Genomic DNA, 16,151 nt, shown 5'->3' with positions numbered 1-16,151 from the left:
CTGCAGGGGGGACCCTGTGGGAGAGTAGGACGCCGCCGAACTATTATTAACGGGAAACCCCCGCACCCTCTGGGTGCGGGGGTTTTCTGCGTTCACCGGCCCCCTTAGGGGCCTTTTCTGCGTTCGCTCGCTTTTGGTCAGAGGCGGCCGGCCGCCTTTAGGGACAAGTAAGCGTCTGCCAGCGCCGGGGCCAGTTCGGTTGGCGTCGCGTCGACGACTGTGACGCCGTGCCGGATGAGCTTTTCCGCCGTGCGGTGGCGTTCCGTGTGGGCCTGGGCCGCGGCTGCTGCGTCGTACACCGCTTCTGTTGTTCCGCGGGCTGCGGCCATTTTCTGGATGTGGGGGTCGGCAACCGATGTCAGAAGGACTGTGTGGCGCTGAGTGAGACGGGAGAGCACGGGGAGCAGGCCCTCTTCGATGGGGGCTGCGTCGAGGCTGGTCAGCAGCACGATCAGAGAACTGCGGGTGGCTGTGCGGAGGGCTGTTGAGGTCAGGCCCCTGGCATCCGTTTCGACGAGTTCCGGTTCGAGTGTGGCAAGGGCGTTGACGACCGAAGGGAGGACTTCGCCTGCTGCCTTGCCCTGGACGAGGGCGCGTACGCGGCGGTCGTAGGCGAGGAGGTCGACTCGGTCGCCCGCTCTGGAGGCCAGGGCCGCCAGGAGCAGGGCCGCGTCCATCGAGGCGTCGAGGCGCGGGGCGTCGCCGACTCGGCCGGCGGAGGTGCGGCCGGTGTCGAGGACAAGCAGGATGTGGCGGTCGCGTTCCGGGCGCCAGGTGCGGATGGCGACCGTGGAGCGGCGGGCGGTGGCGCGCCAGTCGATGGAGCGGGTGTCGTCACCGGGGACGTAGTCGCGGAGGCTGTCGAATTCGGTGCCCTGACCGCGGGTCAGCACGCTGGTGCGGCCGTCGAGTTCGCGGAGCCGGGCCAACTTGGACGGGAGGTGCTTCCGGCTGGTGAAGGGGGGCAGGACGCGGAGAACCCAGGGGACCTTGTGGCTGCCCTGGCGGGTGAGGAGGCCGAGGGGGCCGTACGAGCGGATGGTGACGCGGTCCGCCTGGTGGTCGCCGCGGCGGGTGGGGCGCAGGCGCGTGGTGACGCGGCGGCGCTCGCCCGGAGGGATCGTCAACTGGTGGCGGGATGCGTCGACTTCGGTGCCGGGCTGCCAGCTGCTGGGGGGCCAGGCGTCGCGGAGCTGGGCGCGCAGGGGGCGGCCGGAGGGGTTGGTGACGGTCAGTTCGACGTCGGCCGATTCTCCGAGGCGTACGGATGTGTCGCCTGAGCGGGTCAGGCCGAGGCGGCGTACGGGGGCGGCGAGTGCGAAATCGCAGGCGCAGGCCAGAGCCAGTGGGGCGTTGACGGCGAGGATGCCTGTCCAGCTGGGTCCCCAGATGCCCACGGGGAGGCTGCCGATGGCCGCCAGGAGTGCCGTGCGGCCGGTGAGGGCCATCAGCGGGGGACCGGGACGTGGGCGAGGATCGCGTTGATGACGGAGTCCGCTGTCACGCCCTCCATCTCGGCCTCCGGGCGGAGTTGGATGCGGTGGCGGAGTGTGGGGAGGGCGAGGGCTTTCACGTCGTCGGGGATGACGTAGTCGCGGCCCGTCAGCCAGGCCCAGGCGCGGGCCGTCGAGAGGAGCGCTGTGGCGCCTCGGGGGGAGACGCCGAGGGTGAGGGAGGGGGACTCGCGTGTGGCGCGGCAGATGTCCACCACGTACGCGGTGATCTCGGGGGAGATGGATGTCTTGGCGACCGCTGCGCGGGCTGCGTCCAGGTCGGCGGGGCCTGCTACGGGGCGGATGCCCGCGGCGTGGAGGTCGCGGGGGTTGAAGCCTTCCGCGTGGCGGGTGAGGACGTTGATCTCGTCCTGGCGGGAGGGGAGCGGGACCGTCAATTTGAGGAGGAAGCGGTCCAGTTGGGCTTCGGGGAGGGGGTATGTGCCTTCGTACTCGACGGGGTTCTGGGTGGCTGCGACGAGGAAGGGCTCGGGGAGCGGGCGGGGGGTGCCGTCGACCGTGACCTGGCGTTCCTCCATCGCTTCGAGGAGGGAGGACTGGGTCTTGGGTGGGGTGCGGTTGATCTCGTCGGCGAGGAGGAGGTTGGTGAAGACCGGGCCCTGCTGGAACGAGAACTCCGTGGTGCGGGCGTCGTAGATGAGGGAGCCGGTGACGTCGCTCGGCATCAGGTCCGGGGTGAACTGGACGCGCTTGGTGTCGAGTTCGAGGGAGGCGGCGAGGGCGCGCACGAGCAGGGTCTTCGCCACTCCCGGTACGCCTTCGAGGAGGACGTGGCCGCGGCAGAGGAGGGCCACGACTAGGCCTGTCACCGCGGGGTCCTGGCCGACCACGGCCTTGGAGATCTCGGTGCGCAGGGACTCCAGGGAGGAGCGGGCGCTGCCGGAGTCGCCGGAGCTCCCGGCGTTGTCAGTGGTCGGGTCCATCATGAAGTACGTACCTCTCTTACGAGGGCGTCGAGTTGGTCGGCGAGGGTGATGAGTGCTGCGTCGTTGGCCGGGGGTGGGCCGAAGAGGAGGGGGTGCAGGTCCTGGCCTGGGGCGCGGAGCCTGGCGGTCAGGGCGGGGAGCAGGGTTTCGGGGGCGTGTGCCTGGCCGGGGGATACGCCGATGAGGGGGGCGATGCGGGTGCGGGTGGTCGAGCGGAGGGCGGCGGCAGCGCGGTCGCGGGCGTTCGCCTTGCGGTAGAGGCGGGCTCGGCCTTCGACGGTTTCGGAGGCGCGGATGGCGACGGGGAGGCGTTCGGGGACGAGAGGGCCGAGGCGGCGGGCGCGCCAGAGGGCGGCGAGTGCGGCGGCGATGGTGAGTTGCAGGGTGCCCCAGAGCCAGCCGTCGGGGATCAGGTCGAAGAAGTCGCGGTCGGCGGAGTCGGTTGCCGCGTCGTCGGAGAGGGAGGGGAGGTACCAGACCAAGTGGGGGCGGGAGCCGAGGAGTTGCAGGGCCAGTGAGGCGTTGCCGTGTGCGTCAAGGCGGTCGTTGAAGAGGATGTCGGGGGCGCCGAGTACGACGGTGTCGCCGGGGCCGTGGGCCGCCGGGAGCTGCAGCAGGCCGGGCAGGCCGTCACTGAGGTAGCAGGCTTCGGCGTCCGGCGTGAGGGTGTCGTAGCGGCGGCCACCGACGTCGGCGGAGCCTGCGCGCTCGGCGGCGGGCAGGGAGCAGCGGGGGGAGAGCGTCGAGTCGAGGCTGGGGGTGGCGTCCGCGGTGACCCCGGGTGCGAGAGTGCTGACCGACGGGGCGCCGGGGGCGAGGAGGACGGTGCGGCCTCGGGCGTCCTTGGTGGCCGTGCGGAGGCGGGACTGCTGGCGCTCGGTGAGCAGGTCGGGGGCGGCCACCAGGAGCGTGGTGTCGGGGCCTGCCGCGGAACTGGCCTCTTCGGAGGTGGTGACGACGCGGGTGGATACACCGCGGTCGGCTAGGAGTTCGGCGACGGCGCGGCTGCCGTAGGGGTCGGCGGAGCGCGGGTCGAGGCGGCCGTGCTGGCCGCCGGAGCGGACGGCTGCGATGGCGATGGCGGCTGCCAGGAGGACGACCAAGGCGAGGAGGAGGCCGCGGGTTCGGGTCCAGAGTTGGCGGGGGGTGGGGGTGGAGGAGGTGGAGGAGGTGGGGGCGGGTTCAGTTGTGGACGTGGGGGCGGACGCGGGCGCGGGTGCGGGCGCTTTCGCGGTAGCGGTAGCGGTAGCGGTTGCGCCGGGCGTGGTTGTCGCGGGGCCGGTGGTGATGGCGGGTGCGGCCTCGGCTGCGATGTGGGTCCCGGTCTCAGCGGTGGACCTGGCTCCGGTCCCGGACGTGCCCTCGGTCTCGGTTCCGACGCCGGGCTCGGTCCCTTCGCTGGTTGCCATCTCGCCGGCCGAAGGCTGAGGCGGCCAGGGAGGAGCGGGCTTTGGGGGGTTGTCGGGGTTCTCGGGGTTCTCGGAGCCGGTCAATGGGGGGCTCCCAGAGGGGTGTTGCTGAGGGTTGGCCTTGTCTGGGTCAGGGCCTTGTCCAGGGTGGTCAGTTGGGCGTACGTCTGGTCCGTGGCTGTGCGGCCGCCGTAGGTGATGGCGTCGAACGACTGGGCGGCTGTGCGGAGTTCCGTGGCGTGGGTGGGGAGGGGGTGGGAGGCCTCCGCTGCCGCTTCGTCCGCTGTGCGGCCGGGGCGGGGGTCCAGGAGGGCGCGTTCCTCCAGGGAGCGGACGATGGCGCGCATACGTTCCTGGACGGCTTGGTTCCAGTGGCCCTGGGCGGCCTGCGCCTCGGCGGCGGCGCGGTGTTCCGTGGCTGTGCGGGGGCGGTCGTCGAACAGGGCGGGGGATGAGGTGGGGGCGCGGTGCGGGGTGCCCAGGCGCCACCAGAGCGCTGCGATGAGGGCCACCACGGCCAGGACGATGACCAGGAGGCCCAGGCCGCCGCCCGGGGTCGCGCCCGAGGCGGCGGTGAACAGGCCGTCGATCCAGTCCCAGAAGCGGTTCAGGGCCCGTTGCAGGAGGCCGGGGTCGTTCTCGTGGTACGTCGGCTTGGACAGTTCGCGTTCGGCAGCCTCCCTGGCGGGGGCGCGCGGGATCGTCACCGGTGGGTCGTCCTCGCCGGTGCGTGGCAGGAGCGGTGCCGCTGCCTTGAGTCCGCGCAGAACTGCCCCCGTCACCGCCGCATCAGCTCCCTGGGGTGCCGGGGGCGGTGGTTCCGTTGCCCTGGAGGCCTGCGGCGCGGGCGAGTTCGAGGTCGAGGGCCTCGCGGCGGATCCGCTGGTCGATGTAGAGGAGGACGGTGACGCCCGCGGTGATCGGGAAGGTGAGCATCGAGCCGATGACCGAGCCGACGCCGCTGACGATCAGGAAGGTCCAGCCGAGGTCGCCGGTGCTGGTGTCGAGGAAGCCGGTGACGCCGTCGCCGCTCACCGCGCCCGCGATGAGGGTGAAGGGGATGACGATGATCGATGCCACTACGTTGGCGATGATCGCGGCGAGGAGCTGGATGCCGAAGACCCGCCACCAGGAGCCGCGGACCAGCTTCACGGAGCGGGTGATCGACTTCTTCACGCCCTGCTTCTCGAGCATCAGGGCGGGTGAGGCGAGCGAGAAGCGGACCATGAGCCAGATGGCGACGACCGTGGCGGCGAGTCCGCCGAGGATGGCGAGACTGGCGCCCGCGTCGGACGCCCCCGCGACCGCGATGAGTACGCCGGGCAGGGTGCCGACGGCGACGATGGCCACGCCGATCAGCGGGAGCAGCAGCGTCAGGCCGATCAGCCTCGGCAGCTGTGGCTTGGCGTCCTGCCAGGCCTCTGCCGTGGTGACCGACTTACCGAGCACCGCGCGGCTGGTGACCATGGTGAGCAGGGCGGTGGCGACGATCGTGCCGAGCAGGGTGACCAGGAGGATCACGCCGGAGCTCAGCAGGGTGTCGCCCAGGGCACGGGTCAGTTCGCTGACAGTCGCGCTCGGGTCGTCGAGGACGTCCGTGCTCGCGCTGTCGTCGAGGACGAGGCCCTGGAGCAGGATGACGATGATCTCCGTGAACACGGCCACGGCGAGGGAGATGCCGAGGACCGTGCGCCAGTACGTACGCATCGTGGAGACCGCGCCGTCCAGGATCTCGCCGACGCCGAGCGGCCGCAGCGGGATGACGCCGGGCTTGGCGGCGGGCGGCGGACCTTGCCACCTGCCCCAGCCGGGGTAGCCGCCGGGGCCGGGACCGCCAGGGCCGGGGCCGCCGGGGCGTCCGCCCCAGCCACCGCCGGGCGGCGGTGGCGGCGGAGGCGGGGTCTGGCCGGGTGAAGGCGGGCTTGGGGCGGACCACTGGGCGGGCGGCGGCTGCTCCTTGGACCACTTCGAGGCCGGACCGGTCGGCCGGTCCGTGGGCTCGGCGGGCTCGGCGGGGTCGGGATTGCCGGAGTCCGGTCCGTCGGAGGGGGCAGATCCGGGCGAGGCCCAGCCCGGAGTGTCGTTCATCGTCGCTCCTTCACGGTGCCCGACCGCGGTCGCTGCGGCAGGTTGGCAGCCATCGTGCCACGGCACACCCTTGCGGTGACCGGGCGCCGTATGGGCTGCACACCTTCAATTGTCCGTCGGGTACGGGGCAGACTGGGCGGATGGCTGATCAGTACGCGCATTCCGGCGAGGACGCACGGCCGACCGAGACCGCTATGAGCGCCCCCGCGATTCCCGCGATTCCCGCGATTCCCGCGATCCGCTGGGCAGAGCCGCCCGAGGGCCCCGTGATCGTCCTCCTCGACCAGACCAGGCTGCCGGGCGAGGAGACAGAGCTGGTGTGCACGGACGCGCCCGCTCTGGTGCAGGCGATCCGCACGCTGGCCGTGCGCGGGGCGCCGCTGCTGGGGATCGCCGGTGCGTACGGGGTCGCGCTCGCGGCCGTACGCGGCTTCGACGTGGACGAGGCGGCCGACGCGATCGCGGGGGCGAGGCCCACCGCGGTGAACCTCGAGTACGGCGTACGCAGGGCGCTGGCCGCGTACCGCTCGGCTGTCGCGGGCGGGGACGGTCAGGAGCGGGCCGGCGCCGCGGCGCTCGTGGCCGCACGGGCGTTGCATCGGGAGGACGCCGAGGCCAGTGCCGGCATGGCGGTGCACGGTCTGGCGCTGCTCGACGAGCTGCTGCCCGGTGGCGGTCACCGGATCCTCACGCACTGCAATACGGGCGCGCTGGTCTCCGGCGGCGAGGGCACGGCGTTCGCGGTGGCCCTTGCCGCGCACCGCGAAGGGCGTCTTCGCAGGCTGTGGGTGGACGAGACGCGGCCGTTGCTGCAGGGTTCGAGGCTGACCGCGTATGAGGCGGCGCGGGCCGGAATGGCGTACACCTTGCTTACGGACAACGCGGCGGGGTCGCTGTTCGCGGCGGGTGAGGTGGATGCCGTACTGATCGGCGCCGACCGCATCGCGGCCGACGGTTCGGTGGCCAACAAGGTGGGGAGCTATCCGCTCGCGGTGCTTGCCCGCTACCACCACGTTCCTTTCATCGTGGTGGCTCCGGTCACGACCGTGGACCCGGGCACCCCGGACGGAGCGTCCATCGAGGTGGAGCAGCGGGCGAGTCATGAAGTGACGGAGGTCACGGCACCGTATGTGCCGATGGCCGGTTTTGAAGCGGGAGGCAGGATCGCGGTGGCACCTCTGGGGACCCAGGCGTACAACCCCGCGTTCGATGTGACACCACCGGAATTGGTGACGGCGATCGTCACCGAGGAAGGCGTCGTGTCGCCCGTGACAACAGGGGGCCTGGTCGAGCTGTGTGCCAGGTCACGCCAGGTAACGATGAGCTAATGGGATGATGTCAGGCATGAAGGGACGAGTCCTTGTCGTCGACGACGACACCGCACTGGCCGAGATGCTCGGGATTGTGCTGCGTGGAGAAGGTTTTGAGCCGTCGTTCGTAGCTGATGGCGACAAGGCGCTGGCCGCTTTCAGGGAGGCAAAGCCGGATCTTGTACTGCTGGATTTGATGTTGCCCGGCCGTGATGGCATCGAGGTGTGCCGCCTGATCAGGGCGGAGTCCGGGGTGCCGATCGTCATGCTCACGGCCAAGAGCGACACCGTGGATGTGGTGGTCGGGCTCGAGTCCGGCGCCGATGACTACATCGTGAAGCCGTTCAAGCCGAAGGAGCTCGTCGCCCGGATCAGGGCACGCCTTCGGAGGTCCGAGGAGCCCGCGCCGGAGCAGCTGACCATCGGTGACCTGGTCATCGACGTGGCGGGGCACTCCGTGAAGCGGGACGGTCTTTCGATCGCGCTGACCCCGCTGGAGTTCGATCTTCTGGTCGCGCTCGCTCGTAAGCCGTGGCAGGTGTTCACGCGTGAGGTGCTGCTCGAGCAGGTCTGGGGCTACCGTCACGCGGCCGACACCCGTCTGGTGAACGTGCACGTCCAGCGGCTGCGCTCGAAGGTCGAGAGGGACCCTGAGCGGCCGGAGATCGTGGTGACCGTCCGTGGTGTCGGTTACAAGGCAGGACCGAGCTGACGTGAGCCGGGACAGTTCCCCCGCACCGCCCGGGGCACCGGGCGGCCGCTCGGGGCGGACTGGAGGGGCCCGGCGGCGCGGTTCGACGTTCGGGCGGCTCCTCGACGGCGGTCTGCTGTTGCAGGACGGGGTGCAGGGCAGCCCCGTCCTGAGGCTCTTCGTGCGCTGGGTGCGGCGTCCGCTGCTGCCCGCTCTGCGGCTGTGGCGGCGCAACATCCAGCTGAAGGTCGTCGTCACGACCCTGCTGATGTCGCTGGGTGTGGTGCTCATGCTCGGTTTCGCCGTGCTGAGTTCCGTGAACAACGGCCTGCTCAAGGCCAAGGTGAAGGCATCGCAGAGCCAGGCCGACGGCGGTTTCAGGGCCGCCCAGGACGAGGCCAGTTCCGCGCGGCCGCGCTCCGGACAGGACAGCGGCACGTCCGACGGCCGGTCCACGCCGCCCGCCGCCGTGTGGATGTCCGACCTGGTCGAGCAGCTCTCCAGCGGCGGCCAGAGCGCGTTCAACGTGGTCACGCTGAGCCCGACGTCCACGGCCGACGGCGCCAGCGTGCGCGGACCGCGTGCCTCCGGAGGCGTCGATCCGATCCAGAGCGTGCCCGAGAGCCTGCGCAGCAGCCTCGACAAGGGCACAAGGGCCTATCAGAGCAATACGCGGATCGTCTTCAACGACGGCCGTGACGCGCAGCCCGGTCTGGTGATCGGCAAGCGTCTCAATGATCTCAACGGTGAGCCTTACCAGCTGTACTACCTCTTCCCGCTGACGCAGGAGGAGGAGTCGCTGGGCGTAGTCCGGACGACCCTTGCCACCGCGGGTCTCTTCGTAGTGGTGCTCCTCGGCGCCATCGCCTGGCTGGTGGTGCGCCAGGTCGTCACGCCCGTACGGATGGCCGCCGGCATCGCGGAGCGGCTGTCCGCCGGACGCCTTCAGGAACGTATGAAGGTCACCGGAGAGGACGACATCGCACGGCTCGGTGAGGCCTTCAACAAGATGGCGCAGAACCTCCAGCTGAAGATCCAGCAGCTGGAGGAGCTCTCGCGGATGCAGCGGCGGTTCGTCTCCGACGTCTCGCACGAGCTGCGGACGCCGCTGACGACTGTACGGATGGCCGCCGATGTCATCCACGACGCGCGCGTGGACTTCGATCCGGTGACGTCGCGGTCGGCGGAGCTGCTCGCCGATCAGCTTGACCGGTTCGAGACGCTGCTCGCTGACCTCCTTGAGATCAGCCGGTTCGACGCGGGTGCGGCGGCCCTGGAGGCGGAGCCGATAGACCTGCGTGAGGTCGTACGACGGGTCGTGGGCGGCGCGGAGCCGCTTGCGGAGCGCAAGGGGACGCACGTCAGGATCGTCGGGGACCAGCAGCCCGTGGTCGCCGAGGCCGATGCCCGCCGGGTGGAGCGGGTGATGCGGAATCTGGTCGTCAACGCCGTGGAGCACGGTGAGGGCAAGGACGTCGTGGTGCGGCTCGCGGTGGCGGGCGGCGCGGTCGCGATCGCGGTGCGCGACTACGGAGTGGGCCTCAAGCCCGGTGAGGCGACCCGGGTGTTCAGCCGCTTCTGGCGGGCCGACCCGGCACGCGCGCGTACCACCGGTGGTAACGGACTCGGGCTCTCCATCGCGCTGGAAGACGCCCGGCTGCACGGTGGCTGGTTGCAGGCGTGGGGCGAGCCGGGCGGTGGTTCGCAGTTCCGCCTCACGCTGCCGCGCACGGCGGACGAGCCACTACGGGGATCGCCGATACCGCTGGAGCCCGATGATTCACGCCGCCATCGCGGTCTGAACGACGCGGGGCTGCCCCTCGGCGGCTTGAGCAAGCTCGCCACGGTGCCCGTACAGCCGTCGGCGGCGGAGCGTGTGCCGCCGCCCGTCCCGCCGAGGGCGCCGATGGCACCGCGGCTCGCACAGACGGCCACCACGGCGGATCCGACGGCGCTGCCGGGCAACGGATCGCGGGTCGTGCCGCGGCGGCCGGCCGACGACGAGCTGCCGCGGGGCGAGGAGCTGGTCTCACCGCAGGGCGAGGAGCCCGTCGATGCCGCCTCCGATGTGGCGGAGAGCGTCGGTGAACCGGCGAAGGAAGCGGATTCAGCCAGGGAAGGGGAGGCCTCTCGTGGGCGCTGACCACCATCGTCGCGGTCACCGGCGTCCACTGCGGGCCGGTCTGTTGTTCGGCTCCTGTGGGGCGCTGCTCGCGGGCTGTGCCTCGATGCCCGACAGCGGGAACCTGAAGGCGGTCGACGCGTCCCAGCGGCCCGACTCGCAGTCGCAGGTCAGGGTCTATGCGATGCCGCCGGGTGAGGACGCGGGCCCCGTGGACATCGTCCAGGGCTTCCTCGAGGCGCTGACCAGCGACGATCCGCAGTTTGCGATGGCGCGCAAGTATCTGACGAAGGACGAGTCCAGGCGCTGGCAGCCGAATTCGAGGACCACGGTCCTCGCGGACGGGCCGAACGCGGGCTCGGGCAGCGTCGGCGACCGCGGCCAGGACGGCCGGACGTTCCCGCTGACCGGGCGCAAGGTCGCCATAGTGGACAAGCAGCACGCCTATCAGCTCAGGGACGCCCCGTACAGCGCGTCGGTCCATCTCACCCAGCAGAACGGGCCCAACGGCAAGGAGTGGCGGATCGACCGCGTGCCGCAGGGGGTCGTGCTCGGGCAGTCCGACTTCCAGCGGATCTACTGGTCCGTCAACAAGTACTACTTCGCGACGCGTTCTGCCGGTGCGGGACGGGGCGAGACCGCGGGCGAGGGCTCGGGCGGTGCAGGACAGGAAGGGCTCGTCGCCGACCCCGTCTACATACGTCAGCGAATAGACCCCGTGACGGAGACGGTCAAGGCGCTGCTCGACGGGCCGACCAACTGGCTCGATCCGGTCGTCGACACGCGATTCCTGACGGGCATACGACTCAAGGCGGGCACGAAGACGCTGGCGCCCGACGATCAGGGCAAGCTGACGGTGCCGCTGAACGAGAAGGCCGACCCCGTAGGCCAGGAGGGGTGCACGGAGATGGCCGCGCAACTGCTCTTCACGCTCCAGGACTTGACGTCGTCGGGCGTCAAGGAGGTGGAGTTGCAGCGCCGCAACGGCTCGCAGCTGTGCGTCCTGAGCGAGGACCGGGCTGAGTCCATCGCGCCGGGCCGCGCCGCGGACCACCCCGACTTCCAGTACCTCATCGACGACAAGCGGCGCCTGGTGCGGATGCCGGCGGGTGCGGGGAACAAGGCCGATCCGCAGCCGGTGCAGGGGCGGTTGGGCAGTGGCGAGCAGCCGCTGCGTTCCGCCGCGGTCTCGCGTGACGAGGAGCGGGCGGCCGGGGTGTCGCTCGACGGGCGCTCGCTGTACATGGGGTCGCTGGTCTCCACCAGTGCGCTCGGCAAGCCGGAAGTGCGCAGCAAGGCCAAGTCCGAGGACGACGGCCTCTCCACGCCGAGCTGGGACGGCAGGGGCGACCTCTGGGTGGCCGACCGCGACCCGAAGAAGCCGCGGCTGCTCTGGCTCGAGCAGGGCGCGGGGGAGCCGTTGCCGGTCAAGATCTCGCGGCTCGACGGGCGGATCGAAGCGGTGCGGGTGGCAGCCGACGGCGTGCGGATCGCGCTTCTTGTGAAGAAGGACGGCAAGACGTCCCTGCAGATCGGCCGTGTGGAGCGGACGGGCGCCAAGGGTGAGCAGCCCGCCGAGATCTCGGTCGTCGAACTGCGTGAGGCGGCGCCGCAGATGGAGGAGGTCACCGCCATGTCGTGGGCGGGTGGCAGCCGCCTCGTGGTGGTCGGGCGCGAGTCCGGCGGTGTGCAGCAGATGCGGTACGTCCAGTGCGACGGCTCGGCCCTCGCGGGTGCGACGCTGCCCGGACTCACCGGCGTGAAGGAGATCGCGGCGTCCGAGGACGAGCGGCAGCCGCTGGTGGCGCACTCGGACGACGGGATCGTACGGCTGCCGACGGGGGCGCAGTGGCAGACGGTGGAAAAGGAGGGGTCGGCGCCGGTCTATCCGGGGTGATGCCCGTGCCCGTGCCGGGGCTGGGGCCGGGTCTGGGGCCGGGGCTGGGGCTGGGGTGATGCCAGCCCCGGTAACGCTTGTTCCGTGCCGTGTAGTTGTCCGCGCGGAGTTATCCACAGGCGGTTGTCCACAGGGGTGGCAGTGCTGCTTTCGCCTTGGCACAGTGGTGGACATGCGGGGGTGGTGGCGGGACCTCACCGATCTGGTGCTGCCGGCCGAGTGCGGGGGCTGTGGGAGGCCTCGTGCGGTGCTCTGCGCGCAGTGCCGCGAGGCCCTGTGCGGAGCGGCGCCGGGCCGGGTGCGGCCGGATCCTCGGCCGCCGGGGCTGCCGGTGGTGCACGCGGCGGCTCCGTACGAGGACGCGGTGCGTGCTGTGCTGCTCGCGCACAAGGAGCGGGGTGCTCTGGGGCTCGCGGGGCCGCTGGGTGAGGGGCTCGCGGGGGCTGTGCGTGCTGGGGTGGTGCGTGCCGGGATGGAGGGTGCTTGGCCGCCGGGTGGTGACGCTGCGGTACTGCTCGTGCCTGTGCCGTCGGCTCGCGGGGCCGTGCGGGCGCGTGGGCATGATCCGGTGCGCAGGATCGCGCTGGCCGCCGCGGGTGAGCTGCGCCGGGGCGGGACGCGGGCCCGGGTGCTCTGCGTGCTGCGTCAGCGGCGTGCGGTGGCTGACCAGGCTGGGCTCAACTCCCGGCAGCGGCAGGCCAATCTGCAAGGTGCGCTGGAGGTGACCGCGGGTGGCGGGCGGCTCCTGGCCGATGCGGGGGCGGGTGCTGACGGCGGCCGCATCGTGATCGTGGACGACCTGATGACCACCGGTGCGTCCTTGGCGGAGGCCGCTCGCGCAATACGTGATGTGCACACGGAAGGGATAGGGCGGGCCGTGGCGGTAACAGCCTGTGAAATAGCACGGGGGAACACGATCAGTGCGGCTGTTGTCGCCTCCTCACCGGAATCCTTCGGAATAAACCGGAACTGACTGGGAACTTGCATCGTTGCAGGTAGTGAGAGTGCCAATGCACCTGAATGGAGGTATGCGGCGGTAGAGGGTGACGACATCCGTCCGGGCGAGATATCTTCAGTTGTGAGGAATGGCAGACGCCGTCCCTCGCATATCGGAATGCCGGTCGCTGGGTTTTCTGCAATCACCCGGGCCGGTTGGGGTGGAGATCTTGTTCGCGGGGGAGGAGGAGGTGGAAGTCACCGAGTCCGAGGCTCCGGGAGTCACCGGGGCCTGGTGCAAAAGGGAGATGCTCCGCCACTGAAGCGGAGCGATCCGGGAACGGAGTTCTGCGTGGACATCGTCGTCAAGGGCCGCAAGACCGAGGTACCCGAGCGGTTCCGCAAGCACGTGGCCGAGAAGCTGAACCTGGAGAAGATCCAGAAGCTCGACGGCAAGGTGATCAGCCTCGACGTCGAGGTGTCCAAGGAAACCAACCCGCGTCAGGCCGACCGTTCCGACCGCGTGGAGATCACACTCCGCGGGCGCGGACCCGTGATCCGCGCGGAAGCCTCGGCGACCGATCCGTACGGCGCGCTCGACCTGGCCACGGCCAAGCTCGACGCCCGGCTGCGCAAGCAGCACGAGAAGCGCCACAACCGGCGCGGCACCGGCAGGCTCTCCGCCGCCGAAGTGGCCGAGCGGGTGCCGGACGCGGCGTACCTCAACGGAGACGGCAGCATCGCGCGTGACGAAGAGCCGGACGGCGTGCCCGTCAGGAGGATCGGCTCTCTGGAGGTCCAGGGCGAAGGCCCTCTCGTGGTCCGCGAGAAGACCCACGTGGCGGCCCCCATGTCGCTCGACCAGGCGCTCTACGAGATGGAGCTGGTCGGACATGACTTCTACCTGTTCGTGGACTCGGAGACGAAGGAACCGAGTGTCGTCTACCGGCGGCACGCCTACGACTACGGCGTCATCCGCCTGAACACGGACCCGATGGTCGCGCAGCCCGAACTGGGCGGCGGTGGCGGTGCGCTCGGCGGCTGACCTCGGTCGGCTGAAGGGCTGAACCCGGTGCCCCTGGAGCGTGTGTGCGCCCCCAGGGGCACCATCGTGCGACCCCTGCGCGCAACGCGCGGACGTCCGGGCATGAAATCATGTGCGGAGCCGGCCAACGGATGTGCCGCTGCCTCGGGTTGGGGCGGCAGCCAACGCACAACAGGCCATGGCCTTCAGGGGGAGGAACGATGGCGGACAGCTTCGGACCGATGCGGGACCAGGATGCCGACCAGGGCATCGGCATCGGCACGGACGCGGGCGCTCCGCGCAAGGAACCCATCAGGGTGCTTGTGGTGGACGATCACGCGCTCTTCCGCCGGGGCCTGGAGATCGTCCTCGCCGCCGAGGAGGACATCCAGGTCGTCGGTGAGGCGGGCGACGGCGCGGAGGCGGTGGACAAGGCCGCGGATCTGCTGCCGGACATCATCCTCATGGACGTACGGATGCCCAAGCGAGGCGGCATCGAGGCCTGTACCTCCATCAAGGAGGTGGCTCCCAGCGCGAAGATCATCATGTTGACGATCAGCGATGAGGAGGCCGACCTCTACGACGCGATCAAGGCGGGCGCCACGGGCTATCTCCTCAAGGAGATTTCCACGGACGAGGTGGCCACGGCGATTCGCGCGGTGGCCGACGGGCAGTCGCAGATCAGCCCGTCGATGGCGTCGAAACTGCTCACCGAGTTCAAATCGATGATCCAGCGCACCGACGAGCGCAGGCTGGTGCCCGCGCCGCGGCTGACGGACCGCGAACTGGAAGTGCTGAAGCTGGTGGCCACGGGGATGAACAACCGCGATATCGCGAAGCAGCTGTTCATCTCCGAGAACACCGTGAAGAACCACGTCCGCAACATCCTGGAGAAGCTGCAGCTGCACTCCAGGATGGAGGCGGTGGTGTACGCGATGCGGGAGAAGATTCTCGAGATCAGGTGAGGCCTGCGGCTCGGGCTCAGCCCAGGGCGCGGACCAGCTCGGCGGTCAGCTCGGGGCGGTTCACCCGCTCCACCCGTACGGAATCGCAGTTCACCCAGGATGCCGCCTCGCGGAGCGCCTGGGCCACCGCGGGCACGGCCTTGGGGCTGTCGAGCGACACCTGCTTGGCGACCAGCGTGCTGCCCTCGCGCGCCGGGTCGACGCGGCCGACGAGGTGGCCTCCGGCCAGGACCGGCATCGCGAAATAGCCGTGGATCCGCTTCGGCTTGGGGACGTACGCCTCGAGGCGGTGAGTGAAGCCGAAGATCCGCTCCGTCCTGGCCCGCTCCCAGATCAGCGAGTCGAAGGGGGACAGGAGCGTCGTGCGGTGGCGGCCGCGCGGGGTCGTCTCCAGGGCGGCCGGGTCGGCCCAGGCGGGCTTGTCCCAGCCCTCCACCGTCACCGGGACAAGGCCCGAGTCCTCGACCACGGCGTCGAACTGCTCGCCCTTGAGGCGGTGGTAGTCCGCGATGTCCGCGCGCGTGCCGACGCCGAGCGACTGGGCGGCAAGGCGGACCAGTCGGCGCAGGCACTCCGCGTCGTCCAGGTCGTCATGGAGCAGCGTGTCCGGGATGGCGCGCTCCGCGAGGTCGTACACCCGCTTCCAGCTGCGGCGCTCGGTGCAGACCACTTCGCCGTACATCAGCGCGCGCTCGACGGCGACCTTCGCGTCCGACCAGTCCCACCACTCGCCCTTGTTCTTCGCGCCGCCCAGTTCCGTCGCCGTGAGGGGGCCTTCGGCGGTGAGCTGCTTGATGACGGTGTCGTACGCCCCGTCCGGCAGGTCGTGGTGCCAGTGCGGGCGGGTCCGATAGGCGCGGCGGCGGAAGGCGAAGTGCGGCCACTCCTCGATGGGCAGGATGCACGCGGCATGTGACCAGTACTCGAAGGCGTGCGGCCGGGCGGGGCCCGCGCCCGGCGACGCTCCGTCCCAGTACGCCGCCTCGATCCTGTCGCGGCCGACGGCGCCGAGACGGGCGTACGGAATGAGCTCGTGGGAGCGGGCGAGGACCGAGATCGTGTCCAGCTGCACCGCGCCGAGGTGGCGCAGCACGCCCCGCACACCGGACCTGCGGTCAGGGGTGCCGAGGAACCCCTGGGCGCGGAGCGCGATACGGCGGGCCTCGTCGGCGGAGAGGGCGGTGGCGGGGCGCGGCAGGCTCGTCATGGCGAAAACGATAGGGGGCGGCACTGACAATGCCCTGTGGCCTGCGGGAACCGGGCTGCGGC

General features: G+C 70.8%; 13 protein-coding genes. 7 read left to right on the top strand and 6 right to left on the bottom strand.

Annotation, left to right across the window (positions count from 1 at the left end; translation table 11 throughout):
* Positions 1 to 137: 137 nt before the first annotated feature.
* From ACGFSB_RS37285 to ACGFSB_RS37265, 5 genes are all read right to left on the bottom strand, one after another.
* Positions 138 to 1,448 (bottom strand): DUF58 domain-containing protein, encoded by a 1,311-nt coding sequence (locus ACGFSB_RS37285; protein ID WP_393408997.1) that lies wholly within the window; start codon positions 1,446 to 1,448, stop codon positions 138 to 140.
* Complete coding sequence (locus ACGFSB_RS37280; protein ID WP_393408994.1) at positions 1,448 to 2,437, bottom strand: AAA family ATPase; 990 nt, start codon at positions 2,435 to 2,437, stop codon at positions 1,448 to 1,450. Before ACGFSB_RS37280 ends, ACGFSB_RS37285 begins: the two co-directional genes overlap by 1 nt.
* Positions 2,437 to 3,849 (bottom strand): DUF4350 domain-containing protein, encoded by a 1,413-nt coding sequence (locus ACGFSB_RS37275; protein ID WP_393408992.1) that lies wholly within the window; start codon positions 3,847 to 3,849, stop codon positions 2,437 to 2,439. Before ACGFSB_RS37275 ends, ACGFSB_RS37280 begins: the two co-directional genes overlap by 1 nt.
* An 80-nt stretch (positions 3,850 to 3,929) precedes the next feature.
* Positions 3,930 to 4,631 (bottom strand): DUF4129 domain-containing protein, encoded by a 702-nt coding sequence (locus ACGFSB_RS37270; protein ID WP_393408989.1) that lies wholly within the window; start codon positions 4,629 to 4,631, stop codon positions 3,930 to 3,932.
* Between the two features lie 7 nt (positions 4,632 to 4,638).
* Positions 4,639 to 5,937, bottom strand: coding sequence for a glycerophosphoryl diester phosphodiesterase membrane domain-containing protein (locus ACGFSB_RS37265; RefSeq protein WP_393408987.1), 1,299 nt, complete (start codon positions 5,935 to 5,937; stop codon positions 4,639 to 4,641).
* 140 nt (positions 5,938 to 6,077) lie between these two features.
* Between ACGFSB_RS37265 and mtnA the strand changes: the two genes are divergently transcribed.
* The 7 genes from mtnA (at position 6,078) to ACGFSB_RS37230 (ending at position 14,882) form a co-directional block, all read left to right on the top strand.
* Positions 6,078 to 7,265 (top strand): S-methyl-5-thioribose-1-phosphate isomerase, encoded by a 1,188-nt coding sequence (gene mtnA / locus ACGFSB_RS37260; RefSeq protein ID WP_393408985.1) that lies wholly within the window; start codon positions 6,078 to 6,080, stop codon positions 7,263 to 7,265.
* Between the two features lie 4 nt (positions 7,266 to 7,269).
* Positions 7,270 to 7,959, top strand: a complete 690-nt coding sequence (mtrA, locus tag ACGFSB_RS37255; protein ID WP_393408983.1) for a two-component system response regulator MtrA — start codon at positions 7,270 to 7,272, stop codon at positions 7,957 to 7,959.
* A gap of 1 nt (position 7,960) precedes the next feature.
* A complete protein-coding gene (gene mtrB / locus ACGFSB_RS37250; protein ID WP_393408981.1) occupies positions 7,961 to 10,081 on the top strand; it encodes an MtrAB system histidine kinase MtrB in 2,121 nt (706 codons plus the stop codon).
* Entirely contained in the window at positions 10,071 to 11,957 is a 1,887-nt protein-coding gene (locus ACGFSB_RS37245; RefSeq protein WP_393408978.1) for an LpqB family beta-propeller domain-containing protein, read from the top strand. The genes mtrB and ACGFSB_RS37245 overlap by 11 nt, the downstream gene beginning before the upstream one ends.
* Positions 11,958 to 12,129: 172 nt before the next feature.
* A complete protein-coding gene (locus ACGFSB_RS37240) occupies positions 12,130 to 12,930 on the top strand; it encodes a ComF family protein (RefSeq protein WP_393408976.1) in 801 nt (266 codons plus the stop codon).
* A 315-nt stretch (positions 12,931 to 13,245) separates the two neighbouring features.
* Positions 13,246 to 13,938, top strand: a complete 693-nt coding sequence (hpf, locus tag ACGFSB_RS37235) for a ribosome hibernation-promoting factor, HPF/YfiA family (protein WP_393408974.1) — start codon at positions 13,246 to 13,248, stop codon at positions 13,936 to 13,938.
* A 200-nt stretch (positions 13,939 to 14,138) separates the two neighbouring features.
* On the top strand, positions 14,139 to 14,882 hold the full coding sequence (locus ACGFSB_RS37230; protein WP_393408971.1) for a response regulator: 744 nt from the start codon (positions 14,139 to 14,141) through the stop codon (positions 14,880 to 14,882).
* A gap of 16 nt (positions 14,883 to 14,898) precedes the next feature.
* On the opposite strand, the gene ACGFSB_RS37225 is transcribed toward ACGFSB_RS37230, so the two are convergent.
* A complete protein-coding gene (locus ACGFSB_RS37225) occupies positions 14,899 to 16,089 on the bottom strand; it encodes a winged helix-turn-helix domain-containing protein (RefSeq protein WP_393408969.1) in 1,191 nt (396 codons plus the stop codon).
* Positions 16,090 to 16,151: the final 62 nt, after the last annotated feature.

The organism is Streptomyces sp. NPDC048441 (genome assembly GCF_043200235.1).
GTDB lineage: Bacteria > Actinomycetota > Actinomycetes > Streptomycetales > Streptomycetaceae > Streptomyces.
The sequence above is the reverse complement of the archived record's forward strand: the minus strand, read 5'-3'. Positions and strand labels throughout refer to the sequence as shown.

Bases quoted from the DNA above. Each gene is read 5' to 3' on its own strand.
- mtnA (WP_393408985.1), top strand. From the start codon at position 6,078: ATGGCTGATCAGTACGCGCATTCCGGCGAGGACGCACGGCCGACCGAG.
- ACGFSB_RS37225 (WP_393408969.1), bottom strand. From the start codon at position 16,089: ATGACGAGCCTGCCGCGCCCCGCCACCGCCCTCTCCGCCGACGAGGCC.
- mtrA (WP_393408983.1), top strand. From the start codon at position 7,270: ATGATGTCAGGCATGAAGGGACGAGTCCTTGTCGTCGACGACGACACC.
- ACGFSB_RS37265 (WP_393408987.1), bottom strand. From the start codon at position 5,937: ATGAACGACACTCCGGGCTGGGCCTCGCCCGGATCTGCCCCCTCCGAC.
- ACGFSB_RS37280 (WP_393408994.1), bottom strand. From the start codon at position 2,437: ATGGACCCGACCACTGACAACGCCGGGAGCTCCGGCGACTCCGGCAGC.
- ACGFSB_RS37275 (WP_393408992.1), bottom strand. From the start codon at position 3,849: ATGGCAACCAGCGAAGGGACCGAGCCCGGCGTCGGAACCGAGACCGAG.
- ACGFSB_RS37230 (WP_393408971.1), top strand. From the start codon at position 14,139: ATGGCGGACAGCTTCGGACCGATGCGGGACCAGGATGCCGACCAGGGC.
- ACGFSB_RS37285 (WP_393408997.1), bottom strand. From the start codon at position 1,448: ATGGCCCTCACCGGCCGCACGGCACTCCTGGCGGCCATCGGCAGCCTC.
- ACGFSB_RS37240 (WP_393408976.1), top strand. From the start codon at position 12,130: ATGCGGGGGTGGTGGCGGGACCTCACCGATCTGGTGCTGCCGGCCGAG.